At 52.8% G+C, this 25,732-nt stretch carries 32 protein-coding genes; 18 read left to right on the top strand and 14 right to left on the bottom strand.

Features of this window, described 5'->3' with window-relative positions; genetic code table 11:
* Positions 1–641: 641 nt before the first annotated feature.
* From AC1XDK_RS25175 to AC1XDK_RS25165, 3 genes are all read left to right on the top strand, one after another.
* Positions 642–2,078 carry an MATE family efflux transporter gene (locus AC1XDK_RS25175; RefSeq protein WP_483352770.1) on the top strand — a complete coding sequence of 479 codons (1,437 nt, stop codon included), beginning with the start codon at positions 642–644 and terminating at the stop codon, positions 2,076–2,078.
* 129 nt (positions 2,079–2,207) lie between these two features.
* The gene (locus AC1XDK_RS25170; RefSeq protein ID WP_483352809.1) at positions 2,208–2,615 is read left to right on the top strand and encodes a hypothetical protein; all 408 of its coding nucleotides are present in this window, start codon (positions 2,208–2,210) and stop codon (positions 2,613–2,615) included.
* Between the two features lie 223 nt (positions 2,616–2,838).
* Positions 2,839–3,618 carry an enoyl-CoA hydratase-related protein gene (locus AC1XDK_RS25165; protein WP_483352769.1) on the top strand — a complete coding sequence of 260 codons (780 nt, stop codon included), beginning with the start codon at positions 2,839–2,841 and terminating at the stop codon, positions 3,616–3,618.
* Positions 3,619–3,941: 323 nt separating this feature from the next.
* Here the strand turns inward: AC1XDK_RS25165 and AC1XDK_RS25160 are convergent, their stop codons facing one another.
* The 3 genes from AC1XDK_RS25160 to AC1XDK_RS25150 all read right to left on the bottom strand — a co-directional run bounded on the left by AC1XDK_RS25160 (position 3,942) and on the right by AC1XDK_RS25150 (position 5,476).
* Positions 3,942–4,808, bottom strand: a complete 867-nt coding sequence (locus tag AC1XDK_RS25160; protein ID WP_483352768.1) for an NmrA/HSCARG family protein — start codon at positions 4,806–4,808, stop codon at positions 3,942–3,944.
* An 84-nt stretch (positions 4,809–4,892) separates the two neighbouring features.
* Positions 4,893–5,114, bottom strand: coding sequence for a hypothetical protein (locus AC1XDK_RS25155; RefSeq protein WP_483352767.1), 222 nt, complete (start codon positions 5,112–5,114; stop codon positions 4,893–4,895).
* Between the two features lie 35 nt (positions 5,115–5,149).
* Positions 5,150–5,476 carry a hypothetical protein gene (locus AC1XDK_RS25150; protein WP_483352766.1) on the bottom strand — a complete coding sequence of 109 codons (327 nt, stop codon included), beginning with the start codon at positions 5,474–5,476 and terminating at the stop codon, positions 5,150–5,152.
* A gap of 144 nt (positions 5,477–5,620) precedes the next feature.
* On the opposite strand from AC1XDK_RS25150, the gene AC1XDK_RS25145 reads away from it, so the two are divergent.
* The 3 genes from AC1XDK_RS25145 to hepT all read left to right on the top strand — a co-directional run bounded on the left by AC1XDK_RS25145 (position 5,621) and on the right by hepT (position 7,104).
* On the top strand, positions 5,621–5,914 hold the full coding sequence (locus AC1XDK_RS25145; protein ID WP_483352765.1) for a hypothetical protein: 294 nt from the start codon (positions 5,621–5,623) through the stop codon (positions 5,912–5,914).
* A 337-nt stretch (positions 5,915–6,251) separates the two neighbouring features.
* Positions 6,252–6,683: a nucleotidyltransferase domain-containing protein gene (locus tag AC1XDK_RS25140; protein WP_483352764.1), complete on the top strand. Its 432-nt coding sequence runs from the start codon at positions 6,252–6,254 to the stop codon at positions 6,681–6,683.
* Positions 6,676–7,104 carry a type VII toxin-antitoxin system HepT family RNase toxin gene (gene hepT, locus AC1XDK_RS25135; RefSeq protein ID WP_483352763.1) on the top strand — a complete coding sequence of 143 codons (429 nt, stop codon included), beginning with the start codon at positions 6,676–6,678 and terminating at the stop codon, positions 7,102–7,104. Before AC1XDK_RS25140 ends, hepT begins: the two co-directional genes overlap by 8 nt.
* Before the next feature lie 69 nt (positions 7,105–7,173).
* On the opposite strand, the gene AC1XDK_RS25130 is transcribed toward hepT, so the two are convergent.
* A complete protein-coding gene (locus tag AC1XDK_RS25130; protein WP_483352762.1) occupies positions 7,174–7,476 on the bottom strand; it encodes a hypothetical protein in 303 nt (100 codons plus the stop codon).
* Between the two features lie 78 nt (positions 7,477–7,554).
* On the opposite strand from AC1XDK_RS25130, the gene AC1XDK_RS25125 reads away from it, so the two are divergent.
* Positions 7,555–7,971: a hypothetical protein gene (locus AC1XDK_RS25125; protein ID WP_483352761.1), complete on the top strand. Its 417-nt coding sequence runs from the start codon at positions 7,555–7,557 to the stop codon at positions 7,969–7,971.
* 266 nt (positions 7,972–8,237) lie between these two features.
* Here the strand turns inward: AC1XDK_RS25125 and AC1XDK_RS25120 are convergent, their stop codons facing one another.
* The 3 genes from AC1XDK_RS25120 to AC1XDK_RS25110 form a co-directional block, all read right to left on the bottom strand.
* Entirely contained in the window at positions 8,238–8,900 is a 663-nt protein-coding gene (locus AC1XDK_RS25120; protein WP_483352760.1) for a DUF2238 domain-containing protein, read from the bottom strand.
* Positions 8,897–9,493 carry a hypothetical protein gene (locus AC1XDK_RS25115; RefSeq protein WP_483352759.1) on the bottom strand — a complete coding sequence of 199 codons (597 nt, stop codon included), beginning with the start codon at positions 9,491–9,493 and terminating at the stop codon, positions 8,897–8,899. The genes AC1XDK_RS25120 and AC1XDK_RS25115 overlap by 4 nt, the downstream gene beginning before the upstream one ends.
* 232 nt (positions 9,494–9,725) lie before the next feature.
* Entirely contained in the window at positions 9,726–10,013 is a 288-nt protein-coding gene (locus AC1XDK_RS25110) for a hypothetical protein (protein WP_483352758.1), read from the bottom strand.
* Positions 10,014–10,238: 225 nt separating this feature from the next.
* On the opposite strand from AC1XDK_RS25110, the gene AC1XDK_RS25105 reads away from it, so the two are divergent.
* Positions 10,239–11,081 (top strand): formate/nitrite transporter family protein, encoded by an 843-nt coding sequence (locus tag AC1XDK_RS25105; protein ID WP_483352757.1) that lies wholly within the window; start codon positions 10,239–10,241, stop codon positions 11,079–11,081.
* Positions 11,082–11,528: 447 nt separating this feature from the next.
* Complete coding sequence (gene mntA / locus AC1XDK_RS25100; RefSeq protein ID WP_483352756.1) at positions 11,529–11,963, top strand: type VII toxin-antitoxin system MntA family adenylyltransferase antitoxin; 435 nt, start codon at positions 11,529–11,531, stop codon at positions 11,961–11,963.
* An 11-nt stretch (positions 11,964–11,974) separates the two neighbouring features.
* Here mntA and AC1XDK_RS25095 read toward each other — a convergent pair whose 3' ends face one another.
* Positions 11,975–13,213: an RNA-guided endonuclease InsQ/TnpB family protein gene (locus AC1XDK_RS25095; protein ID WP_483352755.1), complete on the bottom strand. Its 1,239-nt coding sequence runs from the start codon at positions 13,211–13,213 to the stop codon at positions 11,975–11,977.
* Between the two features lie 541 nt (positions 13,214–13,754).
* Between AC1XDK_RS25095 and AC1XDK_RS25090 the strand changes: the two genes are divergently transcribed.
* Positions 13,755–14,801: a hypothetical protein gene (locus AC1XDK_RS25090; protein ID WP_483352754.1), complete on the top strand. Its 1,047-nt coding sequence runs from the start codon at positions 13,755–13,757 to the stop codon at positions 14,799–14,801.
* Positions 14,802–14,825: 24 nt separating this feature from the next.
* On the opposite strand, the gene AC1XDK_RS25085 is transcribed toward AC1XDK_RS25090, so the two are convergent.
* The 4 genes from AC1XDK_RS25085 to AC1XDK_RS25070 form a co-directional block, all read right to left on the bottom strand.
* Positions 14,826–15,392: a hypothetical protein gene (locus AC1XDK_RS25085; protein WP_483352753.1), complete on the bottom strand. Its 567-nt coding sequence runs from the start codon at positions 15,390–15,392 to the stop codon at positions 14,826–14,828.
* A 3-nt stretch (positions 15,393–15,395) separates the two neighbouring features.
* The gene (locus tag AC1XDK_RS25080; protein WP_026178017.1) at positions 15,396–15,668 is read right to left on the bottom strand and encodes a DUF8156 family protein; all 273 of its coding nucleotides are present in this window, start codon (positions 15,666–15,668) and stop codon (positions 15,396–15,398) included.
* Positions 15,655–16,335, bottom strand: a complete 681-nt coding sequence (locus AC1XDK_RS25075; protein WP_483352752.1) for a hypothetical protein — start codon at positions 16,333–16,335, stop codon at positions 15,655–15,657. The genes AC1XDK_RS25080 and AC1XDK_RS25075 overlap by 14 nt, the downstream gene beginning before the upstream one ends.
* A 71-nt stretch (positions 16,336–16,406) precedes the next feature.
* Positions 16,407–17,408 (bottom strand): Cdc6/Cdc18 family protein, encoded by a 1,002-nt coding sequence (locus AC1XDK_RS25070; RefSeq protein WP_483352751.1) that lies wholly within the window; start codon positions 17,406–17,408, stop codon positions 16,407–16,409.
* Between the two features lie 217 nt (positions 17,409–17,625).
* Here AC1XDK_RS25070 and AC1XDK_RS25065 point away from each other — a divergent pair, with 217 nt between their 5' ends.
* Both AC1XDK_RS25065 and AC1XDK_RS25060 read left to right on the top strand, forming a co-directional pair.
* Positions 17,626–18,006, top strand: coding sequence for a hypothetical protein (locus AC1XDK_RS25065; RefSeq protein WP_483352750.1), 381 nt, complete (start codon positions 17,626–17,628; stop codon positions 18,004–18,006).
* A 260-nt stretch (positions 18,007–18,266) separates the two neighbouring features.
* Positions 18,267–18,392, top strand: a complete 126-nt coding sequence (locus tag AC1XDK_RS25060) for a HalOD1 output domain-containing protein (protein WP_483352807.1) — start codon at positions 18,267–18,269, stop codon at positions 18,390–18,392.
* A 299-nt stretch (positions 18,393–18,691) separates the two neighbouring features.
* Here the strand turns inward: AC1XDK_RS25060 and AC1XDK_RS25055 are convergent, their stop codons facing one another.
* A complete protein-coding gene (locus AC1XDK_RS25055) occupies positions 18,692–19,267 on the bottom strand; it encodes an Lrp/AsnC family transcriptional regulator (RefSeq protein WP_483352749.1) in 576 nt (191 codons plus the stop codon).
* 77 nt (positions 19,268–19,344) lie between these two features.
* On the opposite strand from AC1XDK_RS25055, the gene AC1XDK_RS25050 reads away from it, so the two are divergent.
* Together AC1XDK_RS25050 and AC1XDK_RS25045 are read left to right on the top strand one after the other, a co-directional pair.
* A complete protein-coding gene (locus tag AC1XDK_RS25050) occupies positions 19,345–19,659 on the top strand; it encodes a DUF7344 domain-containing protein (RefSeq protein ID WP_483352748.1) in 315 nt (104 codons plus the stop codon).
* Between the two features lie 639 nt (positions 19,660–20,298).
* Entirely contained in the window at positions 20,299–21,138 is an 840-nt protein-coding gene (locus AC1XDK_RS25045; RefSeq protein ID WP_483352747.1) for a TrmB family transcriptional regulator, read from the top strand.
* 110 nt (positions 21,139–21,248) lie between these two features.
* Here the strand turns inward: AC1XDK_RS25045 and ddfA are convergent, their stop codons facing one another.
* Positions 21,249–21,554 (bottom strand): DdfA family disk-determining factor, encoded by a 306-nt coding sequence (ddfA, locus tag AC1XDK_RS25040; RefSeq protein ID WP_483352746.1) that lies wholly within the window; start codon positions 21,552–21,554, stop codon positions 21,249–21,251.
* A gap of 677 nt (positions 21,555–22,231) precedes the next feature.
* On the opposite strand from ddfA, the gene AC1XDK_RS25035 reads away from it, so the two are divergent.
* The 4 genes from AC1XDK_RS25035 to AC1XDK_RS25020 all read left to right on the top strand — a co-directional run bounded on the left by AC1XDK_RS25035 (position 22,232) and on the right by AC1XDK_RS25020 (position 25,483).
* Positions 22,232–22,900 carry a bacterio-opsin activator domain-containing protein gene (locus AC1XDK_RS25035; RefSeq protein ID WP_483352745.1) on the top strand — a complete coding sequence of 223 codons (669 nt, stop codon included), beginning with the start codon at positions 22,232–22,234 and terminating at the stop codon, positions 22,898–22,900.
* A gap of 60 nt (positions 22,901–22,960) precedes the next feature.
* Positions 22,961–23,413, top strand: coding sequence for a DUF7344 domain-containing protein (locus tag AC1XDK_RS25030; protein WP_483352744.1), 453 nt, complete (start codon positions 22,961–22,963; stop codon positions 23,411–23,413).
* Between the two features lie 156 nt (positions 23,414–23,569).
* Positions 23,570–24,508, top strand: a complete 939-nt coding sequence (locus AC1XDK_RS25025; RefSeq protein WP_483352743.1) for a helix-turn-helix domain-containing protein — start codon at positions 23,570–23,572, stop codon at positions 24,506–24,508.
* A gap of 468 nt (positions 24,509–24,976) precedes the next feature.
* On the top strand, positions 24,977–25,483 hold the full coding sequence (locus AC1XDK_RS25020) for a class I SAM-dependent methyltransferase (protein ID WP_483352742.1): 507 nt from the start codon (positions 24,977–24,979) through the stop codon (positions 25,481–25,483).
* Positions 25,484–25,732 lie beyond the last annotated feature (249 nt).

The following is a 25,732-nucleotide window of genomic DNA, read 5'->3' as shown; positions in this document are numbered from 1 at the left end:
CGCTGATCCGGAACGGTGGATTTGGACGTCCCGAATTGACACAGTTCGGGACTGATGCCGTACGGCTACTCGTAAGTACGGCAGTTGTATCGGCATTTATCGGCTACAAGCCAGCGGGAGGGGGAGAGCTGGTACCGGCCACCGCATCTGTGGTCGGAATCGCGTCTGAATCGTCCGAGATAGCTATCGTCAGTGGGACAGAATTGAAACAAACGACGGTATTCGTGGGGTTCTGTTCGTGAAGTAGTACGAGGGCGACTAACTGCCCTTAGACCCCATCACCAATATGTAACGACGACTGCAACGGCACCCGCGTGTTCAGACGACATGGTGGATCAACGTAAATATATTAGTCACGGCTCGAAAACGTCCAGCGAGCCGACCGCGAACCGCCGATATCGTCCGGGCAGAGATCGACGTCTCGTAATAGTTCGTGTGCCGCCCACATCTTCAGCTCTTCGTATCCGCAGTCGAGTGACTCTCCGACGCTCGCCGATTTGCGCAAGTACAACTATATTGTAGACGACTCTCAGAAGACGGGTGTGAATTGAGATCTCTTCTCGATCATGAATGTTTGTTAGATTGTTCCTCAATGTCTCACAAGTAATTTATACACAACTGTCATACATCGCAGTACTTCTGTGGAACTTAAATCATACAATCCCGTGAGAGTTGCTCTCCTTCAGGTTGGCCATCTACTGGTTGCGCTGAATCTGATCGATAAGCACCGGGTCTACCATACCACGCGACTTGCATGGCCGCGAATTATCACCGGGGTTGCACGAATGTCGAAATCAGCAGCAGATATTGCCATGGTTGGGCTGGCTGTGGGTCCTGCGGCAATAGCAGGTATCGGGTTTGCATCACCGTTCTGGGGGCTCGCCTTTTCATTTGGTGGTGGGATCGCAGACGGCACAATCGGACTGATCTCACAGCGGTTTAGTACGGACCGATATGACGAACTCAACCGCATCGTCAAAACAAGCACGTTTTTAGCGGTTGCGGTAACGATACCGCTGGCACTCCTGCTTTGGTTCCTCCCTCATACCCTGATTTCACTGGTTGGCTCCGACAACCTTGCAATCGAATATGGAGCCAGGTATCTCCAAATCGTTGCGCTTGGGATTCCCTTCGCAGCAGTGAACCTGATTGGAAGCCGCACCCTCGTCGGTGCTGATAACGCACGGATTCCGATGCTCCTCCGTGCTGGTGGTGCAATGGTGAATATTAGCATCAATACTGTTCTTATCTTTGGTCTTGGCTTTGGGGTTCTTGGTGCAGCGATCGGGACGGTTATCAGCACAGTCCTCGTGACGATTCTCTTTGTCTGGGGATTCATAGCTGGAAGCCTTCCACTAGTCGGAGCGTTCCCTGTGACGATTACTCTCGATGGCCCGCATGTCGATCAGTCACTCGTACACCAAATTACAGAGATTGGAACGCCCCTCGTTCTTACGAACCTTGCTCGAACCGGAGGTCAACTCCCCTTAATCGCCATTGTTGGCCTCTTCGGCCCAAACGTCGTTGCCGCATTCGTCATTGCGCTTCGGATTCGAGCACTCATGGACACACCTGGCTGGGGGTTGAGTCTTGCTTCGAGCAGCCTTGTTGGACAAGCACTTGGAACAGGTGCTGAACGGAAAGCCGAGGGGTACGCGAGGGACGTATTCCGATTTACTGTGTTTGTGTACGTGCTCATTGCAATCGCTGTTGCTTGCTTCTCGCATCCTATCAGTCGAGCGTTTGTCAGCGATCCAGCCGTCCTCCCAATTGTGCAGAATTTGATCTACGCAACCTGTGTAAGTGTCATTTTCTATGGAGTGATCGGAAGCGCAACTGGCCCACTCCGTGCGGGCGGCGACACTCGGTGGCCATTCTATGGACAGACATTGGGGTTGTATTTCTTCGCACTACCCGTTGCGTATCTCGGTGCAACAACCTCTGTCGGACTCATTGCCCTGTCACTCACATTGATCGTGGAAACCGGCATTCCAGCGATTGTAACGTATTATCGCTTCAATGGGGGCCATTGGAAGCGAATCAGTCGCTCATACAGACCAACGGTGGCAAACGACTAACGTACCAGTTAATCGCTGCATCAACGGACTCAGTGAGTTGATGAACTCGAAGACTATCGTACAAAGGCGACGAAAGAGCACGCCCAGGACCGACAGACGTTCAGTAGTCTCGAAGAGACGACCGAGACCATGGAAGCAGACATCGACGACCTCACCGACGCTGAAGAGAAAAACAGTCGGGTGTGTGCGTCCATCTCGCGTATAATCAATCTCGTTCAAGACTACGAGACTGAAGAGGGTGTTGACGACGAGTCGCCAAACCTCGCCGCGGAAGCCTCGAATGCAGGTCGCCAGCTCTTCAAGACGATTCAACGTTCGGAACAGAATGCGGAGCTCGTTAACTCCCGCGAGAAGCGCACGGAGAGCCAGCAAGTCGAGGACAAATACCTTGACGTCCTCGAGCACGCGAAGAATGTCGCCGAGACGAACGACGTGATGGTTGCTCGACTAAGCTCCAACAATATCTCCCTCGCATACGCGTTGATCGCCTCGTGGCACTCGATTCGCCCGAGTTTGGTATTCGAGAAACCCTGGTAGCCGATCCACGACGCCAGAATCCACTTGATCGCAATAGATCGGAACGCAAATCCAGTGCCATGTTTTCGTTCTTCATCGCTCATTTCGATCATCAACACTAGCTAGCTGCCGCGGGACCTATTTGCGAGAGATATTGAATCACTCGTACGCTGCTACCGCGTTTCATCTCAACACGCCCGCAGAGCCCTGAACAACTATTTTCTTCCGACGTGTGGTTCCTCGTATGGCTTACGAGGCCGTCACGGTAGACATAGACGGACATATTTCGACGATCACGCTTAACCGCCCGGAGGCGATGAACACGTTCAGCACGGGATTAGCCCACGATCTCGATGGCGCTCTTCGAGAACTCGACCAGGATGATGATGTTCGAGTCATCATCATTGAGGGTGCTGGGAACGCGTTTTCGGCAGGAATTGACTTGAGTGAACACGGAGACTTTGACACCCAACGGGAGTATGAAAAATGGGTTGGGCAGATGGAGAAGCCGTTTCAGACGCTCGTGCACATGAAGACGCCTGTTATCGCGGCAGCTCATGGCCACGCCGCCGCGAACGGTATCGGGCTCGTTGCTGCGTGCGATCTGGCGGTGCTCGCGGAAGGAACCAAACTCGGCGCTACCGCCCCCAACGTGGGGCTATTCTGTATGGAGCCTGCTGTGCCGTTGATGCGCTCGCTCACGCAGAAACGATGTCTCGAACTCCTGCTGACGGGCGAACTCATTGATGCCGAGACTGCCCTTGACTGGGGACTCGTTAATCGTGTCGTCCCTAAAGACGATCTCCGAAAGGAGACAATTGCGTTCGCGGAGTCAATCGCAGAAAAGAGTCCGGTCGCCGTTCAAATGGGTAAGCAGGCCTATTACGTGATGAACGATCTCGACTATGACACCGCCCTCGAGTACTCGAATGAGCAGTTCGCCTCGCTGTGTACCACAGGCGACGCGAACGAGGGCATCGATGCATTCCTCAATAAGCGTGAACCCGAGTGGCCTAGTAAGTGATTTAGCGAGCACTACTGGTTTTCGTTGCTCGAAGAGTTCAATGAGAAACACGGTGTGACGTGGAAAGCCTACGAACCATCCTCAGAGCAGAGCTACGAGAATACCCAGCACAAGTGACTCTATTTCAATCACGACGTCCGGGGCGATTGATCGCTCTACGAAACCCGTGACGGTCAGCATGAGGGTTCGACTCCCTCGGCGGATCCTTACCCAATTCGGCGCGACGAGCAACCTTTCTACGGGAACACAATCAAGAAAACAACCATCGTCTCGCAACAAGGAGTGACTCCGTCGAACTCATCACACCCCGTCGGTTATCGCCGTTAGACCCAACCCTGCTCGCGGAGATATCCCTCCAGGTCCGTGAACTCCACGTCATGACTCGCGCGGAGTTCCTCGATATCGGCCTCGTAGCCGTGTTCGTTGAACCACTCGAACATGACGGCGTACTCGTCGCCCATCTGCTCGCGGAGGTCATCAATTGGAACGTGCTGGGCTTCGACTTCGCGGCCAAGCACTGCCGAGAAGACGGTCGCCGCATCCTCCAGTGTGTGTTCGTCGCCCGCGAGTTCGAACGCTTCGCCTCGATATCGGTCGGGCTGCTCGAAGGCCCGCGCGACGAACGCGCCGATGTTCTCGGCGTCGATCATCTGCAGCGAAACGCCTTCATCCAACGCCATCGCCAGCGTTCCGTTCTCGATGGATTCGCGCATCCCCTCGAAGTTCTGCATGAAGAATACCGGGCGGACGATGGTCGCGGGGAGGTTGAGTTCCTGAATCTGCTCTTCGATCTCGTACTTGGAGTCGAAGTGCGAGATACCGGTCTCGCGCTCGGCTCCGCCGACAGAACTGAAGACGAAGTGTTCGATGCCGACGTCGGCGGCGATCTCCGCGATGTTCGTCCCCTCCTGTACTTCGCGGTCATAGCCGTGCTCCCAGAAATTGGTCACGACAAAGACGGCATCGACATCCTCCACAAGTGGTCGCAACGTATCCTTCTCCTCCAAGTTCCCCTCCTCCACTGTGACCCCGCGGTCGGCCAGCTGCTCGGCGGCATCGCTCTCTGGATGTCGCGTCAACCCGTGCACGTCGAACTCCTCGTCGCTTGCGAGCAGGTGATCGACGACGGCACCGCCTTGATTTCCCGTCGCGCCGACGACTAGTACGCTGGTCAGATTCGACTGTGACATAGCATGGCGTGAACGGCGCGCGTTTCCTTAACTGTGAGCCACGACAGTTTTCCGTCTCAAATTGCCTCGCCCACCCACGTTCGTTCACCTTTCGTGACGCCGCCGGATGAGCCCCGCTTCGACGCGAGCGAACTGCTCGCTGTCCCTGTCGTACCGATCGAGGTCAACGTCGTAGTTCGCCGCAGCTTCTTCGACGGTGTCGAGTGGGTTGGGGTCGTTCTTCTCCCACACCGGGCGCAGTTTGCGGAGGAAGATGTTCACCGTCACCAGCCCGACGCCATAGAACGCGTCGATTCGTTCCTCCAAATCGCTCTTGTCCTCAGCGGATTCGCGCAGTTCGTTCAGACTGCCGTCGTACGTTTCGAGGGTGTCTGGCAGTTGCGGAGGATCTGCTCCGACCGTTGGTTGTCGTACCGGACGTACCCGCCCTCCCGCATCATGTGGTCGACCAAGAAGTCGAATCCGGTGTCGACGATATCCTCCGGCGTCAGCAGGTCGTGTCGCTCGAATACTCGGTACGTCCGCTTGGCGATATCCTCCGAGATGCGCCCCCCGAAAAGGACGCTGGCGAGGAACCATTTGAATACCTCCTCGTCGTCACCCGACGCGAGGTCGATACCGAGTTCTTCCGAGTACAGTTCGGTCGATTCGAGGTCGGAGTCGTCCATGGAACCCGTAGCACGTCGATGTCCGTAAGTCTGTGAGCTGATGCAACGTTCGAGACAGTCCAACGCGCAGAACAAAATACGGAACTCGTCAACTTCCGCGAGAAGCGTGCCGAGAGTCAGCAAGTCGAGGATAAGTATCTCGATGTGCTCGAGCACGCGAAGAATGGTGCCAAGACGAATGACGTGATGGTTGCACGGTTAGGCTATCGGGAAATTGCGACCCACTACGGCTGTGCGTACACAAACGACGGCTATCGGGTGATGGAGGAAATGGTCGAGCGTGTACCCGGCGTGACCTACAAGGAATCGCGGACGTTGTCGGTCGACGACGCCATGGGTGTCGGTGGTCATCATATCGAGATCACGTTCGCACATCCCGACCTCGCGGGGTGGATGCGAGCTCACGAAGCAAACGCGGAACGAAACGGAGGGCGCTGATTATAGCGTTGTACTCACGGGGGTTCGCAGAACCCCCACTCGGGCGGCACCACAAGAGATTCACACCGCTTTGCCGGTGACACATGGTGGTAGTAGTGTGTTGGTTACGGTGGAGTGCGTCTATTTCTGCGAAATGGAGGGGGTCGCTATCGCGAACCCCCTCTATTACAATGGTATAATCGACAACTCCCGCTAACGAGAGTCGAGAGCGGCATGAGTAGGGAGAAAGCTATCAACAGTAACTGTGGGAAGAATCCCCCAAAGAACTCGTTTCGCCACCGAATTCCACCCTCCGACTAACGGAATTCTTTAGTGGAGAACCATCATTATTCCACGTATGGACTCGATTGACGGACACTCGAAGTTGCTCGCCGTCCTCGAAGAGTCACTCTGCCACGACGTGGATATCGACTTCGCGGTGGTTTTCGGCTCACAGCTCACCAGCAACTCGCGTCCGTCATCCGACCTCGATCTCGCCGTTAAGTTCGCAGACAGTCTCTCCTCTCACGAGCGATTCCAAAAGCTCTGTTTCCTCTCGGGTGACCTGCAGCGAGAAGATGCCCCGTTCATCGATGTCTCAGATATTGAAATACTGCCACTCGAAGTAGCACACGACGCTGTCAATGGCGAGTTTCTTTGTGGTGATGAGGACACATTTCGTCAATTCAAAGCGGACACAGAGGCGCTGTTTGAGGAACAACACGACGAGATTCGTCGCCACCAGCGGGACGTGATCGACCGCATTGCAGAGGACGGCCTTCATGGCTGACGAACGGGTCGTCTCGACAAAGCTCAAACAAATCGAGCAGTATCATGGGGAACTGAAGGAGAAACAACAGTCACTTTCTCGCACGGATCTCCTCACGAATACGACCGAGCAACGCGCCGTTGAGCGGATGTTCGAGAATGCGATTCAGGCGTGTTCCGACCTCGCTCAACACATTGCCACGCACGACTTTGATTTCGATGGTGCCGCATCCAAGGAGGCGATTCGCGTTCTCGGGCAAGAGGAGGTTATCGACGAGGAGACGATGAATACGCTCGTCGCAGCTGTCGGGTTTCGAAACGTCCTGGCTCATGAATACGGCAGGGTGGATTACGTCGAAGTATACGAGACGCTCCAGACCGGACTGAGCGTCTATGACACGTTTAGTCGACAAGTCGCACAGTGGTTCCGCACTCAGGACTAACCTCCGCCATTAGAGAGTGACGGAGACTGCGTAGGATACAGCCGCCAATCCGAAAGGACTCATCTCGATTCAAGGCGCATCGACGAGCTCGAACAGGAAGTTACCGAGAAAGACGAACGAATCGAGGAACTCGAGGAGCAGGCAACCATCGAGTGGCGGGGAGAAGCGGAGGAAGCAGCAAATCTCTGGGTCGGTCCATACCCACTCGGCAAAGCCGTTGAACGACACGGCGAACGACTGGACGACCACGACCAACGTATCGACGATCTCGAACACGATGAGGTCGACGTGAGCGACGTTCTCGATCTCGATGGCACAGGAAACCAACTGCAGATTCAACGCGATACAGCCGCTCGGAAGACCGGCAGTCATGACCTCTCGAAGAACAAAGAACGTGCAACCTTCGTCTGGGCGGCATTTCACGAGCGTGCACGTCGTGGCCACGGGAAAATGCGATTGCCGTCGTGGCTCGTCAAGCAGATTCTCGACAACCACAACCTCGACACCAACCCAAACACAGTGCGCCGTGTCATGGAGTTCGTCGCACGAGGAACGAGTCAGAGTGAGACGCCGGATCCCGAGGACGGCAGCAATCTTGTCACACTGAAACACCGCAACGAGAAAAACGTCCTTGTGGCTGACGAGGATGAATGGGAGTCGTTCTTTGCAGCACAGATGGAGCACGTCAGCACCGTGGACGAGGACGCAGACATCAACAACCACAGAAGCGACGATAGCACTTACGATCGGGTAGACACGGATACAGTGACAAAAGGCGTTGCCGAAGAGTTTGACGTTCTCTCGTCGGCAGTACCGATCACGACCAACAAAGACGAGAGTATCACGGAGGAGATTACGGTGTCGTAATCACCACCGATCTACCGACCGTAATCGACGATCCCCAAGAGATGAGGAGGGGGTGCAAGTTGCACCCCTCTGATGGTGGAATGAACGGTTGTCTACTGTCGGGTGTAATTGCTTCTTCTTCTCTTCGCGGCCCGAAGAGAAGGAAAGAAGCAGTTCAGCGGATTACACTGGTTGGCTGAAGGAGATTACGACAGTGTAATCAGATCCTCGTGCTCGTTATCCCCCCATTCCGTGAATTATTCCCAGAGAAGACAGAAGAGAAACCACTATCGATTCGTAGATTCGAGCCGCGATTGAAGTTGATCAGATAAGCCCGTCAAATGGACGGTACCGAAGGTTGCGACGAGCAATCCACCGATCGTATTGTAGAATAGGTCGAGAATCGTGTCGTCCAATCCATACTGTGTGAGTACCTTTCCGATGCCAATGAGATTCGACACGACGGCAACGTAGAACTCGATGAGTTCCCAAATGACACCGAATGCCATCACGAACAGCAATAGATAGACGAACATAAACTTCGGTGGCATCGAGATGTACTCAGTGTGCTCTTCAAGTGCTCGCGTCACAGCGTATGCCATGCCCGCAACGAGCGATGACGAGAGTGCATGGGTCATGTGATCCCACCACCACGTCGATTGGTAGAGACTGAGGAAACCCAGTGCAGGCAATGATAACGTCCCGAACGCGTGCAGGAACATTGCGACAGTAATCCAGAGTACAATGCCAGCATTCATTGTAATACGGTAATTACGCTCGAAAAACGCTGGCAGGAACGTTACGAGCAGGCCAACACTCGCATTCACGACGATACCACCATTCCCTTGCCAGAGGCCAATTACTAAGATGGCGACCATCGCCCCTTGAAGGAGGCGAACCAACTGACTTTCCCGGCGTGCCGAAACGTGGACGGGAGTATGGAAACTCATGCGCCGATCTCCCTTGATTGTTCGAAGTTTGCAGAGAGCCGACGTCGGAAATACAACCAGAACAACACTCCAGCAATAATGCCCGCAATAAGTGTTGCAGTGAAGATTGTCATGAGCTCGGTGTTCGTTTTAATGAACATTGTACCAAGATATGTTGCTGAAGCTGCCGACCCCACTGCCCAGAATCCGGCGGTGGCGAGCGTCACGATGACGGTGAAAACGATTGCGAACTGTGGCGTCATTCGTACTGTAGTCGTTAGTTCAAGCGCGACGACGACGAGCATCGCGAGGGTCGCAACGCTGATCCCGGTCACAATATCGTCGAAGAATCCCGGCTGAGTTGTTGCAATAAATAGCGGGAGTGATGCAACGAGTAACAAAGGCCACGGGATCGTTCGAGTCCATGACCGATCAACGATGGCGGGAGAGATAGCAACAAACGCCGCGATGGCGGCCATCACTGTTTCGACGAATAAGATATTTATGAAACTCACGATAGCAATCAGAATGAAGGTGACTGCGAATACCCATGCAATCAGTGCGTTAACTCGTGTGTTTTTGATAAACCATTCTTCTGGAAGTGGTTGACTCATCCTTATCCCCCTACAGAGACCACCAGACACTGATTCCGGTGTCTTAGTAGTATCTTCGGTATAAACAACTCGAATCGACTTATCTATTCGCTACATTCATTCCGAGAACGATGTTTCTCATTCATAGACAGTCCTCACGATGAGCGATTAACACTCGATCAAGACCGACAGTATCGCGATCCAATTCTCAAGTTGGAATAAACCTACAGTCCAAATTTCCCGACATCTTCTTTTATTTCTCAATCTTCATGTCGTCTAGAGTGTTTTGAATATCGTCGATTTTGCTTTCGAGATTGTCAACAAAATCGCTTGTCTGATCAGTGGTGATCGCTCCCTGATCGGTCGGCTCGATTAAATTCCCTTCTTCAAGCACTCGCAATGAGTATCGCACCTTATGATGCGGATACCCAGTTTCATTAGATATTTTGACAATGCCAATCGGCTTGTGTTCGATGACTAACTGCATGACTTGGAGATGCCGCGTTAGCATCTCGACTTCTTTCTCAACACGATCAATCATGGTGGTTGCTAACTTACGTCTTAGATACGTTTAATTCTTTGTACTGTGAATATCTTGCAACTGTCTTTGCTTTGCCTTCAGTCGCTACCAAACAGAAAGCGAACAGCAGGATAGTCCTCCACGATGTTGTTGAATCGGCGTGAAATATTGACACCATAATATGAAACAAAGATCAACAGAAGACCTATTTTATTTGTATTCAGTCTTAAGCTACCACTCTCCTACATGAGTTCAGACACAGAGGAACCATCCGGCGCTTCACTATCTTATCGTCGGATCTTGGAACGAGAGATGGAGAATGCCCTGCAAGAGATTCATCGTCCACCGAAAGGCGTGTTCTTGTCCGGGCTTTCAGCAGGACTCAACCTCAGCTTCGGTGCGCTGTTCATGGCGATGGCACTCACATTTTCTGGCGGGTTTGAGTCAAAGCTGGTCCAGCAGGTCGTCCTTGGTGGCGTATCGTCTATCGCATTTTTATTCGTCGTGATCGGACAAACAGAACTCTTCACTGCTCACTCCACGATGGCGATTCTGCCGGTACTCGATGGACGTGCTTCGATTCGGGATCTCGGTCGGGTATGGAGTGTAACCCTAACATCCAATTTAGTTGGGTGTGTGGTGTTCGCTGGACTAATCACGGTAGTTGGTCCCGCCATGGGCATCATACAACCGAAGGCATTTGGAGAATTGGCGAACGCACTCCTTCCACTCTCCTGGTGGGTGATTCTATTGAGTGGTGTAATTGCAGGCTGGTTAATGGGGCTTGTAACGTGGTTGTCCGCCTCAAGTCGCGATACTGTTGGTCGAATTCTGTTTGTTCTGCTCGGTACAGCGATGATCGGATTTGGACCGTTTCACCACAGTATCCTTGGCACAACGGAGATCGTAACTGCACTGTTGCTCAACCAGGGAGTAACTATCGGTGACTTTGCTCACTTTCTCAGTTGGACAGTTTTAGGGAATGTTATCGGAGGGAGCGTCTTTGTGGGATTGCTTAATTATGGGCATATTGCATTAGCCGGCGAGCAACAGGATATTACGTTCGAATCGATAGACAGCGACGACTAGTAAAAGAAGAATTGGGCCATAGTTCGGCCTCAAGATGAATTCAATGAAATGCTGGTGAGGACATTGGCAACTTTGATAGCTAATAGAATCTCAAAATCACCCACCAGTATACAACCGTGGATGTGGACGTCCCGAATTGACACAGTTCGGGCAGACGCCAGACGGCTACTCCTGAGTAGGGCAGTTGTATCGGCATCTATCGGCTCAAAGCCAGCGGGAGGGGGAGATCGGGTACTGGCCACCGCGTTTGTGGTCGGGAATCCGTGATTGAGTCAACTGAGAAAGTGACTGTCAATAGAGTGCGATTTGATTCTGACAACCGTGTTCGCGTCTTCTGCTTGGGAGAGATCACAGAAGAGACCCACCTTCCCGTGTTCTGTATCGTTTGCACTCAACGGAGGTCGAACCAACGTAAGTATATTAGTCACGGCTCGCAAACACTAGCCCATGAAGCGGACGAGCGACACGGACATCGATGGCGTTGATGTCACTCGGCTCCAGTCATATCTTTCCCAGACTGAGGTCACGTTCGCTCTGTTATTTGGCTCTCACGCCCGCGGGACGGCAACATCGACATCCGATGTCGATATCGCACTCCATTTTCCAGACCAGCTCACCGCCCGCGAGCGATTTCAACGACGGAATCGCATCGATGCTGACCTCCAAGCATATGCAGAGGGCTTTGTGGACGTAAGTGACATCGAACAGCTCCCATTGAATGTCGTTCATTCAGTCTTCCGTGACGGAATACTCCTTGTGGGAGATGAAACGGCCGTGAACAATTATCGTGAGCAAGTCGAAAAAGGATACGGTGCAACAGCTGATGAGCGAAAGCGAGAGCGTCAGGAATTCATCGACCGACTTGCGAGCGGTGACGTGTGAACTACCCTGCCCTACGCGCTTCGCGCGTTGAGGACGGGGCTTCCTGCTTCCACGACGCGCTTTGCAGGAACAACAGCAGTTCCCGTAGGGAGCGCAGTCTCTACAGGCGTTGATTCGGAGCATCCCGCTCCTATATCCGCTTTCTTCAACCCTCGGATGAGGATGTTATACGCCGCGTTCCAGTCCCTATCCGCCGTGAATCTACAGGACGGGCATGAGTGTTCGCGCACCCATAGCGGTTTGTCCGACGACACACCGCACGCCGCACATTCTTTCGTTGTCCCTCTCGGGTTGACCGGAATGTAGTGCGTTCCTTCGCGTTCACATTTGTATTCGAGCATCCGGAGAAAAGTTCGCCATGCAGCGGACGCTCGGTTGCGTGAATTTGAATCGAATTGCATCATTCCAGCGACGTTCAGGTCTTCAACAGCCACGAAGTCGTACTCTTTCGCGTAGTAGTTCGAGAGCTTGTGCAAGAAGTCCCGGCGCTTCCGGCGGAGGTCGGCGTGACACTCCGCGACTCGCCGTCGTTGCTTCTCGTAGTTGTTCGACCCGTGTTGCTTCCGCGAGAGTTTTCGTTGCTCGCGTTCCAGCCGCTCTCGTTCGTCCGATAGGTCGAGTGATTCGACGGCAGTTCCGTCGGTATCGTGAGCATACTTGAGAATCCCAACGTCGATACCCACTACATCAGTGAGTATATCGGGTTTCTCGGGAGTTTTACGCTCTACTTCGACCCCGAACGTAGCAAACCATTCACCCGTCGGCTCTTTCTTAAGCGTGACTTGCTTGAGTTTGGCGTCGTCAGGAATAGCGCGGTGGATCCGTATCGGAATATCCCCGAGTTTCGAGAGTGACAGTACGGTCTGACCGCCCTTCTTGTCGAGCTTGAAGCCAGATTGACTGTACGTGAAACTACGGAATTCCCGTAGTGGTTTCCACTTGAGCTGTCCAACGCCGTAGCCTTTCTTCTTGAGTTCCCTGAGCGACTTTATGTTGTCCTCAATCCGCATGACAGCAGTTTGCAGAACTGTCGAGTACACGTCCGAGAGACCATCCCACCAGTCTTTAAGGCTGGGGAGTTCGTCACGGATGGACCGAACGCGCTGGTTGAGGGTACCTGCGTTCTCGGGGATTTGGTTGAAGCGGTGGAGTGCGTGGTTGTAGACTTGCCTACTGATATCGCGATGGCGGTCCAACTCCTCACGGTGGGCGTCGGATGGCTCAAGACGATATTTGTAGGCGTAGTACATGCTACTCGCGTTCTTCGATAAGTTCGTCCAATTTCTCGCGGATAAATGACGAGAGATTCAGATGATTCTTCTGAATCCACTCGTCTTGGTCTTCTCGTATGTTGATTGTCTTCCGCTTCACTGTATGCATGTATTGCATGTAACACGTATTAATTACTTCGATTACGTGGGCCTGTGGGCCTGCAACAGAACGGTGTATGAACAGATGATGACGGCGTTGACGAGACGCTTCGCGTCTCGTTTGCACACAAGAGCGAAGCTCTTGTGAACGCTGTATCCCCTCCCTGCTCGCGCCATTCGGCGTTCCCTGAGGAAGGGGGCTTAGCGCCTGCAATCAGCTAACCGAATCAGATTCTGAACAGAATAGATTTGTTTTGAGACGATCCGGCACCCGGAACAGAATACCGAGCTTGTCAACTTTCGCGCGAAGCGTGCCGAGAGTCAGCAAGTCGAGGACAAATTACAACCGACCATATCTCGTAGATTCCATCGATAAAAAGACAGCAGAAAACTTATTCCGCAACTCCACGAAGTCCACTCCATGCCCCGCTCACGACGAACCCTCCTCAGGACCGCAGGTCTCGCGCTCAGTAGCGGAACGCTCGCGTCGATGGCCGGGTGTCTCAGCGACCCATCGATTGGGAGTGAGAGTCATCCAGATAACACATCCACAGCGAACCAGTCAAAGCGAACCACAGCGCCGGATTTTGCACGGTGGCTTCCGGATCCAACGAAAACCCCCCTCCGAGATGGCTACGAGATTCTGTATTTCGACCTGAAAGGCATTCGTTCCCACCAAGATGCCATCCACGAGAATGCCTACGACCGCCTCAAAACCCAGATGTTGCGCCCCATTCCGAGCGATCACATCGATGTAACTGCCGTCGATGTTGCACTGAGCTTCGACGATGTGCAGTTGGTCCTCGGATCGTTCGATCCGGAGGCTTTCGGCGAAAAACTCACCAGTGACAGCCGGTCGTCCACCGCGACGACGATGCAGAGTTCCGAGACAACACAGTCCACGACAGCGACGGAATCCTACTGGGCGAAGCAAGAACGCTACAAGGGGTTCGACCTCTACGGGACAGAGTACGTCTACGCTGTCTCGGAGGACGCCCTACTGGAGGTGAGTCCATGGCGCGGGGCCGACCCGATTGAGCACTCGAAAGCGGTCATCGACGCATCGAAGGGGAAGATGAGCCACTACGCCGATAGCAACGAGTACGTGTCGTCGATGCTCGGAGTCGTTGATAATCCCGACGCCCTCTGGTGCTATCCGGAGGCGATGGACGGGTCAACATCGCGCGGCTTCCGGAAGGATGTCATCACGGGCGAGCTCAAATCGTGGCGGTTCGGAGTCGAGACGACCCACCTTACATGGGCAAACACCTATCCTGACACCGAGACGGCGGAGAGTGGCGAACTGACGGACTACATCGAATCGGAATCCGATCGATTCGGTGCGTACGAAGGGCTCACTACTAAAACTGAAGGCCGGATGGCCTGGACTGACGGCACGATTCCGACCAAGGAATTCGATCATCTGTCCCCCCGCAGCCCAAGCGATGGTGTCACCACCTCCTACTAGCTCTACCACAATCCCTTCTGACAGCTACCGGAACCACCTGCGGTGACGGTAACCTATACGGGCGCAGTTATTCCCATGCCGAATATGCTTCCTTGTGAACGAGTCTATGAGCGTGCTAACTACACTCCGCGTCGATTGCGTGTAGTCCTCCCGCTGCTTCGAAACCCGATTCGTGATCACCAACTCACTCGGATCGACCGCCCCACGCTCGAGCCGATCGGCCTGTTGGAAGAGGACGGGAATGAGGTCGCTCGTATTCAGGAAGAGTACATCCGGGTCAATCTCCGGGTCAATCGAACTCACACGAGCCGACAATGTTGCTAACACATCCGCACCACTCCCAGTCACTATCTCATCGTCGATCGTGAGTTCGGTAACCGTCTCACTCGCGAGTTCCGTCTCCGACACAGCAATCTGCATCTGCGAGAGTTCGTGGGTCGGCAGTGGGTCAATATCCTTTTCCAGACAGTAGCGGAACTCCCGCGAGAAGTCGATGGGTGTATACGATTCGTCGACCTCGCAGGTCACACCCGACCCAGTTACTGACCATCGGAGCACGTCCCCGTCGACGGAGCCGGGTTTGTATACCATCTCTCATTCCCGATCGTTCAAATCCTGCTCGAGATGGTCGAGACGGTCTTCGAGGTCGTCGATCTGCTTTTGCTGTTCGAGGATGATCGAGACGAGCGCGGGAATCTCCACGAGGCGAGGCGTCTGTAATCCGCTCGCATCCGCGTGTGCTCGTGCGAATTCGAAGAGCCGGTCGAACACCTGCTGGTCAGCACGACGGAGTCCTCGTCGATACTCTCCCCATCGGTTCTCCATTGCCCGGAGGAGGTCACGATACGTCGAATTAGTTCGTCCCATGGACGCTCACCTCCGTTCGAGTGTCGGTACTCCCACTCGCGAAAGCGGGATGTCGCGATGTGAGTACTCGTTTCCAATACGCGAATGTAGTCTGTAACAGGCCATTCTCTAACGGATAGACTAGCGTTTCGAAGTCATCGCCGGTAAATCGAGGGCCGAACGGGGTCCGTTCGCAGCGAATGACGTCGTCTACCGCCGCTCGAATCGGTGCGGTAAACGAATCGTCGCGATTCAGGGTCACTAGAATCGAGGTGTCGGTTTCAGCCGCGAATTCGGAGACGAACTCGATACCCGATTTCAACAACCGTTTTCCATCACCCCGGCCCAGATCGTCCGAGCGGGAGAACCAGTCGAACGCGGGGAGAATCACGAGCGTCGTGTCGTCCGTCACGGCCGACTTGAGGTCCTGCAGAAGGCTCGAATGCTGCCACGGTGTGAACGCACGAGCGATACGAATTCGATCGAGTAAGCGCATCGATGGTGCAATTCGTGCGAGTGGCTGTGTGGTTCCGTGTCCTTGTGCATCGACCCAGATGGCAGAACCGTCTTCGAGCAAGAGGTGGTCGAAAACAAGGGACTGAAGTGCACCGGTCGTTCGGTCATCGACGTTGAGGAGTGTTATTCCACTGCCGAGCGTCGGAAGCGTTGGTGATCTCTGACTCGTCATCACGAATAGACGTATCTCTCGGAGGAACTATAGGCAAGACCGGGTCGTTTCCGACGCTTCCGAAAGCGTGATTAGCGTAGTTGGTACGTCCGTGCCCGATTCTTCCCATCGGCCACGACGAGCCGATAATGCTCCATCTTCGAGAGGTGATTTCGGACCGTCCGGTTCGTTTTCGGATTCTCGACGCGTTCCTGATATGCCTCGTAGAGTTCCCCCGGATTGAGTTCGCCCTGTTCTTCCAAAATATCGTAGAGGGCGCGCTGATGAGCGTTGAGTTGATTGATCGTTTTCTGCCGAACTTCGCGCTGGCCATCCGGGATTGCTTCATGAACGATATCGGTCGAAATATGATCCAGATCACTCTGGTCGGCGCGACGTGCCGCATTTCGGAGGATGCCGATTGCGACCCGTGCATCACCCGCTGCTGCGTCCGCAATTAGTTCGAGTTCCTGGTTTCCGATTGCGCCTTCCGAAAGTCCCCACTGGACACGAGCACGAAGGATCGAAACGAGTTCGTCGAGGTGGTACTTTTCGAACGGAACGCGAACACACGTCCGCAACCGACTGGCCAATCGACCGTCGAGATGGGAAAATAGCTCCTCCTCGCGGTTCGTGATGAGTACCATCGAGATGGTCGGCATCCGATACAAATCGTACAAGACGCTTTTGTCTTCGAGTTGGTCGACTTCGTCGAGAATGACGATGAACTGCGGTCCATCGTACCGCTGGAGACGGTCGAGGAGTTCGTCTTTTGGTGTCGATCGACGATGGATGTTGACAGTTTGACCGATCCCTTCGAGAATACGATAGAGGACTTGGAATCGCGTGTAATCCTGCCAGCAATTGACGTACTGGCGGTTGATATCAAGAACGTTCTCACGTAGTCGCTCGATGGTGAACTTCGCGATACAGGTTTTCCCCGCACCGGACGGTCCCAATAGGAGCGATGTTTCGCCGTTTTGACCGTCCATGATCGGTTTGAGCGTATTCGAGAGCGTGTTGATCTCGGCGTTGCGATGCTCGACCTCTTCCGGGACAAACTGTGGTTGCAGGACGCGAGCATCGTGAATCATTGTGTTGTCCGTGTCTATTTCGGCCGCGATAATAAACGGAAGTGGGCAAGTTCCAATTCTTCCGAAAACATCGTTCGTTCAGGAGCGGTATCGACGACCCTCAATAAGAGGGAGTGGTATCTCAACCGTTACCCACACTAGAGCACAACGGCGATCCGGATGTCGTAGTCAATCGTGGCGCTGGTTCGATTATCCCCGAAACATTAATTACAAAAACATGGCGGCTTCGCTATGCAGACTTACAATCAGTGAGTCGGAGTTCTCCCTCGACTTCGTAAACAGGACCCTTGTTGTACAATCGTTCGATGATATCTTCGGCAGCAGGCCGCTCGAGATCTTCTTTCTCAGCCAGAACGGCATAGGCTTGCTCGTAGGTGGTGTGTGGATATCGCCGCAATCGAAGACGGGGTCTTCGGGCCCACGATCAACGGTCACTCACGCGATAGTGAAGGTAGTGTTTCCTTCCGATGCAATCAATATCAGGTTGAGGTTACCAGTGATGGGTGGATTACTGTGTCCGAGCCTACTACTCAAGGAGATGGGCCAGATTCCGAAAGGTTGTTATTTTGTTACATCCGTCTATGCTGGAGGAAAATGAGCCAGAGCGACGGCTAGTGGTGTAACTCAGGTATACTCGGATGACAAACCTCCTCTCGATATCAAGCTACTTGGTAACATGAACCACTCAAACACTATGTTTCTGGCATCCACTCACAGAGGATATGCCAACTTCGTCACCTTCGCACCCAGAGTCATCCCGCCACGCTTCAGCAACCGACACCGAGTCGATCACTGCTGCCGTGGTAACAGCTGTGACCGAAGCCACCGGCACGAAACCCGTGACATCTCTATGAGGCCATCGACCCCGATGCACTCGAGGATCTGTATCAACACGCCTCGCCCAAAGTGACGTTCGAATATGTCGGGAACCATGTTACCATTCACTCCGACCGAACCGTCACGGTATCCGAGCTGAATACATAGAAGAGCACTGCTAACAGCCACTACTCCTGTAGCGAGGGTTCCTGCTTCCCAGTCGACACAGTCACCAGTATTTGATCGAGTAGTGAGTCGACCTGCGGTGAGGCAGTGTAGGTAGCTTGCTGGGTTGACTGGTCATACTCGATTAGCCACATACATAACTATTATTAGAGGATGTTCTGTCATATTGCTAAATACGGGGAAACACCCTCAAAAGATCGTTCTCAAACACACCACATATGTGACTAGCGCAATATTCGGGTTCTAAAGTGTGGAATACGGATTTCTGAAGGTCGGGGAAATCAGCTCTCACGCCGCTCATCGGCGGTGGCTTCACTGAAGTGGAAATGATTGAAGGGCTGGATATGCCGTTCACGCATGATCTCGGAACTCTCAACCGTGAGCCCTGACTCGTGGAGTGTGTCCGTGATACGCGTAATATCTTCCGTACTCGTCCCAACCACTTCCACGTAGATATTCCGCCGGCCGACCAGCATCTCGCGCACATCGATCACACCGTGTACCTCAAGTATTTGCTGGATATATTCGGATTGCTTGGTTGCCGGCGCGGTGCAGACGAACAGCACACGCAGCGGGAGATTCGCTGCTTCATAGTCGATCTCGGGATGGTATTCCTTGATGACTCCACCGTCTTCGAGCGCTTCGATTCGGTTCCGGACAGTACTCGCCGAAACACCGACAGTCTCTGCAATCTCTTGGGTAGTTGTATTCCGTGCATCTCGCTGGAGATGATAGAGGATGCCACGATCCACGTTATCCAATGGTCGGCCCATAATGAAGAGTACGTCAAGTGAGCCTAAATAGAGTGTGAGAAACCGCGTGATTTCTCCACACAAATGCCGGTTTAACGTATTCACTCACTTGCTCAAACGACTATCAATCCGTAAAATCTACGGTGTTTAATGATTTGCAATGTGTTCTCGACAGGGACATCATGATGCTCGATGACCAGCTCACAGTACTCTCGAACGGTCATAGACGGCAACTCCTCCTTGCACTCACAGAGGAGTCCCCACAAACCATACCTACTGCCTCCACAGCATCCGTGGAAACCGACGATGGCGACCAAGAACGAGCAATTGCTATGCACCATATGCATCTTCCCCAGCTAGAAGATCACGGCGTCATCGACTGGGATCTAGAGACAGGGGAGGTAGCGAAAGGCCCGCAATTCGACGCGATCGAGCCGCTGCTCACAACACTTACGGAGAATCATACTGTAGGACCGCCTGGTAAGCCACCAGACTAGTGCATTCGAAAACTGCCACAAATGTGGCAGTCTGAGCACGGAGTGACGATTGGTTGGGACCCATCAAAACTCCGTGCCACATAGAGATTTGAGCTAGACCGGTATAACCCTATTGTGATTATGTGGGTTACAAATACTCCGTCTGATAAATCGTCGGAGGGATTTGTTTCTCGGAATACAGATTTCATACCTCAAAACGCTCTGTTCGGTCATGTAGTTACCGTTGCAGCGGGAACATCACCGAAATGAGAACAGTCGTTACCGATGAAACCGTCCCAGTCGAAGACGATTACTCCAGCACGAGGATGCAATAAGTGATTCGACCAGCAGACACCATACGAGGCTACGGTTCCGAAGGAGAGGGGTGTTCAAACACTGCGAAATGAGAAATTTTGTCGCATAATATTGCGTATTCAGGACCGATCCCCTGTGATTATCTGAGTGAATATAGAATGGACTGGTGAATCAGCAATTTGACAGTGTGGGCATGAGTGCCTTTGATACGTCTCGAAGAACAAGAGATACTGATGGTGAATCGTTCTGTCGGACGCGTTCGGTGGACTCAACACCAACTGACTTACGGGCGACGACAGAATAATCTGAACAACTCCGGGGAAACCGGACAAGTGGTTGGGACCCATGAACGAAATCACTAATCAACAGCAATCGATCGAAGTGTTACAGCAACTCGGGTTAAAAGAGTACGAAGCACGCTGCTTTGTCGCCTTAGCACGCCTGCCGAAGGGGACAGCAAAAGAAATCAGCGACATCTCCGAAGTCCCACGAACGCGTGTGTACGATGCGATTCGCGTGTTAGAGACGAAAGGATTGGTTGAGATTCAGCATTCGAATCCACAGCAATTTCGCGCCGTACCGATCGAAGAGGCCGCCGAGACACTGCGTCAGGAGTACGAATCACGAACGGATACGCTTGTCGAGGCACTCGCTGCGATTGAGCCGACAGAATTGAACGGTGGTGACGAGGAAATCACCCACGAAGTGTGGGCACTCTCGGGCACCACTGCGATTACGAATCGTACCCAACAACTCATTGATGCCGCTGGCCGTGAGATTGTGCTCATTATCGGTCGTGAAGAGGTTGTTACCGACGAGTTGCTCGAACAGCTCCAAGAGGCACTGGACACGGGTCTTGATGTGCTGATTGGGACCCAGACCGAGGAAATCCGTGAGCAGATTGCAGAGACAGTGCCTAACGCAGAAGTGTTCATCTCGGGGTTGGAGTGGTTGCACAGTTCGCCACTCGAAGTCGATGATGACACGACGATCAGTCGGCTGCTGTTGATCGACAAGAACACGATTCTTGTGAGTTCGGTCCACGAGACAGACGTTGGTGGGGTTGAAACGGAGAAAGCAGTGTTCGGACGAGGCTTTGACAATGGGATTGTCGTTATCGCTCGGCGACTGATGGCGACCGGGTTGCCACGGAGACAGGATCCTGACATGCCAGGCGATGAATAATTCTCATTGCTAGTGCATCATCAGGATGCTATTTTTCGAGAGATATGCCGAGGGCATAGCGGTATCTCACCAAGGCGTGTAGGGGTTTTGAGTTGGAGGAGGAGAAGCTCTTAGGCGGGAGTGACGTAAACAGAGCCGGTGCTTTGGACGGTGATGGAGTAGCCAGCATACGCAAATGAGATCGAAGCGGTCGTCTCGGTGTTTCTTATCCTTGGAGGTGCAAGAATTGTGTCAAAGGCTTCAGGATCAATACACTCGTAGAGCGGACTGAGTTCTTGGTGGTCACAATTCGCTGCCTGGGAAACTGCTTCGACGACAGCGACGCTCGGTTCTATCGACGACCATTCGTACTGGTTGTGAATCGCGTCGGGTGGTTCGTCGTCAGTGTCCGCATTCAGCGAATCCTTCTCATTCATGATTGGTATGCGCTACGGTGGCAATTGGCAAAAGCATTGTGTGAGGAAAGGGGTTACAAGTACAGTAGAGCGATTTTTGTGGCGAAATTCTGGCAGTCTTCCAGATACGAGAAGGTACGCTCGGTGTTAGTATGTAATACTAACCTCTGCACTCCTACTGAATCTAGGGAACCGATGAGAATCAAGCACAAAGCAGGAATGCGCGAAAATCTTCCTCGTATCTACTTCTTATCGCGAGAGCTACTTAAACGGGAATTGGTTAGCGACCATCGCCCTCCTCGACGCGTAGTGACCCACCGCACTCACTACAGCTGTATTGCTTGGGGTTGCGGACGGTCTTCGACCGGCGATACCGAACAATCCGACCACCGCAGTTCTCGCACACGAGCCACCACTTTGGCGTGGTGAATCGCTCACAGTGCTGCGAGGTGTCGAGGCGGTCTGTCCAGCGAGTGATTGTTGCGCCGTGATCCGCGTCGCCGAATTCGTGGTACTGTCAGGCGTGAATGAGTGCATGCCGGACGGTTTCGCTGAATTGCTCCCAGCCGTGGTGTTCGTAAGCCTTCCAGGTCAGCGTGATCGTGATCTCATTCGTTAAAGGACATATTTTATGTCCTATGCAGCTCTTGAACCTTCTGAACGCTTTCGGCCATGCGCTTATCCCTTCTCAACCCAGTATGAGTATTATTGCTGAATTCACAGTCCCAACTAGTGCTCTTGCACTCTCAGAGACGCTCACACAAATACCAGAAATGGTTGTCGAAATCGAGCGCGTTGTTGCTCACGATACTAACCGAGTACTGCCCTATTTCTGGGTTCGAGGGGGTGATTACACCGAATTCGAAGCGGCAGTGAAAGATGACCCTTCAACCCAAAGCGTAACAAAACTCGATGAATACGAAGATGGAACGCTCTATCGGGCCGAGTGGACGGAGAACATCGAAAGCATCGTCTATGCGTATCTCGAAGTCGGGGCGACAATCCTTGAAGCAACTGGACGCGCGGAAACCTGGGAGCTTCGGATGCGGTTCGATACTGAACATCTCGTATCTGATTTTCAAGATTTTTGTCGGCAGCATGAAGTTCCGTTTGAATTACATCGGTTGTACCATCCCTCTGAACCGAGGAGTGGTGGACAGTACGGGCTCTCCCCAAAACAGAGAAATGCATTGGTTACCGCAGTGGATCGCGGCTATTTCGATGTCCCACGTACAGTATCGATGGATGCCGTTGCAGACGAAATGGGGATTTCCCAACAATCGTACTCAAAGCTGTTACGTCGCGCGCATCGAAACTTGATCACAAACGTCCTGACCGTAAGCCACCTGGACGATGAGGATGCATAAAATAAATAGCGCGTATATACGCACCCCAGACTCTTTGTTTTATATGATCTGGCTCTATCAATGACTGATGAGTCGGAGACCTCAAATGGGATTTCTGAACTCGATGATGATCAACCAGAGAACCAATCATCGAAACCGCTCTCACGTACTCAACTAGAAGCATCAGACTGGGACAAAATATATGACGCTCTCGCTGATCGTCGCCGCCGATACGTCCTTCAGTGTCTCAACACATCTCGAACGCCGATGGCATTGGCCGACGTAGCTGATGAGATCGTCAGGCGGGAAATGGATACGGCACCGACAGAGATGCAAGCAGAACGTGAGCGAATCTACCTCTCACTGTACCATTGGCATCTGCCAAAGTTAACTGATGCAAACCTTGTTTCCTTCGATGTGACCGAAAAACGCGTTTCCCTGTGTGAGGATACCGCCGACTTTTCTCTGCAATTCATCGACCTAGTGCAGAAGAACATCCACAATGAAGCCACTGACACGAGCCGCGATGAATAGGCATGTACCGGTGGTTGATGACGGTTGCCGCATAGCGGTACACTCGGTCGAATAAGGCAGTTGGTGTCTTGAGAATAGTATTGCTCGCTGCATCCACACGCTTCATGAGCATTTGTTGGTCGGTGATAGCCAAGACCGTCACTTGGCGTACCATGGATGAAAAAACTGAAGCGGTGGATAGTCCGGCAGTTCTGTCCGTCCCGTTTGCACGTATGGCCAGCAGGGGAAGCCACCGAGGCCGTCGCAGTCACACATTTTCTCGAAGGAGAAAGCGTCGAGCGTGCCGTCGTCAGTGGCGTTGTCGCAGTCTATTTAAATAAGAAACAGCCGTTCTATTGGTCACGGATTCCAGATAAAATAGGCTGTTACATGATGACGGACCACTTAAATTCACAGAATAAGGAAACCGATGAGAGGGATAAAGGCGGCCAGTTACAAGGGCCGAGATATGCGACCGTTCTACTGGAACTAAATGATGAGAACGAGTCTGCAGACGATGATATAATACCAAGAAGATCCGCAGTCACGCGCAGACAGCTCCACCATTTCAATCTAGTCGATGACGAGACGGTTGTTCTACTCTACCATTTCCAAGGAGATCTCCAGCAGATCGAAACAATACTTGATTTAGCACCAGACGTATTGAACTACGATCTCGTCGATCAGAAAGAAGGTGGAGGGTTCGCGTATATCCACTGTAAGCTAAAGGATCCAGTTAGATCGATCATTTCAACACTACATCAATTTGAGGTTGTTCTCGATATGCCATTAGAATTTACACACGATGGCTCGGTTAAGGCAACACTGATCGGGGAGGAACCAGTGCTTGGAGAGGCACTTGAAGCGATCTCCGAAATTGTCAACGTTCATCTCGAGAAGACAGGAACATACCGACCTGGAGTTCGTGATCTCGGAGCAACACTCACGGATCGGCAATATCAAATATTGACAGTGGCCGTCCAGGAAGGCTATTACAAGGTGCCAAGACAAGCGACACTCGAAATTATCGCAGCGAAGATGGGGCTCAGCCGAGCAACTGTCGGTGAGCACCTTCAGAAGATCGAGGCAAACGTGCTCTCGCGGATTGTCCAGTGAACGCCACTTAGAATACTCGATCTCGCAACTCGTATCTCGGAGCTAGTAAGATAGATGATCTCAGCGTGTTGAGGACATTGGATGAAATAAGTAAGAGCCGAATATCTCCGGCAGTGATCCTATTGAATCACCCCACGACCAAGCAAGCATGCAGTTTACCCCAGTCAAGACGGTTCTTGCACTCACCATTGTCTACGGTACATACGTCGGGGTTTACCTTGTGAGTCCAGCACCATCATACGCGACAACGATTAATTCCCTTCTGTTCCTTATTTTCGGAGCCGTTGTGTGGTATATCGGGGCCCAGTTCGGTGCTTGTAGAATACACCATCAGAAGGCAGGTCACACAGCGCAAGCGAACCAATCGCAGACAAAAGCAGGCTCATCTAAATGAATCCAATAAGTATGCTCTTGCATCGCGTGTTTGGACAGCCACGTGGAATAGCTGGACGCATCGGCGGACGATTAATGACGGGAAAGGATAAGCGTGCGATGGCTGAGTGGGCTCTCTCGGAAATGGCTGTTGAGCCAACTGACCGTCTCTTGGAAGTCGGCTTCGGTCCGGGTCTTGGCATAGAGGTCGCGTCGGCTGCGACTCCGGACGGGTTTGTCGCTGGTATTGATTACTCACACGAGATGGTTGAGATGGCACGGAAACGGAATGCAGTGGCCATTGACGCTGGTCACGTCGATCTTCGATATGGTTCCGCTGACGAGATTCCCTCCGAAGATGCAGTATTCGATAAGATTTTCTCTATCAACTCGATGCAAGTGTGGCCCGATGCTGCTGCTGGTCTCAAAGAGATGCGACGTGTGTTGAAACCCGGCGGCCGAATTGCTATCGCATTCACACCAATTGCAGGTCAATCTCGCGATGAACTGCGACCACTCCTTGAAATGGTCGGGTTTGATGACATTCGAGTTGAGGAACGAGATATAGGCGTCTGTGCTATCGTGGAGAAAATGTCAAAATGAGATGTCGGGTAGTGAGTCTGTATCGTTCAATCACTTCTGTTAGCATCTGTTGACAAGAAAAAGAAGTCGAGGTTAGTTCGGCAGGTTCTTTCGTCCTATTCGTACACACGGCCAGCACGGGAAGTCACCGAGGTCGTCGCAGTCTCAGTCTCCCGGATCGGTATCGTATTCACACTCCGATGGGAATGCGTTGAACAAGCCGTCGTCCGTTGCGGTTGCAACGGCAGCATGTGCTTATCTGATAGCTTT

The organism is Haladaptatus sp. HS23, assembly GCF_056892285.1.
Note: the sequence above shows the minus strand (reverse complement) of the source record. Positions and strands in the feature narration are given on the sequence as shown.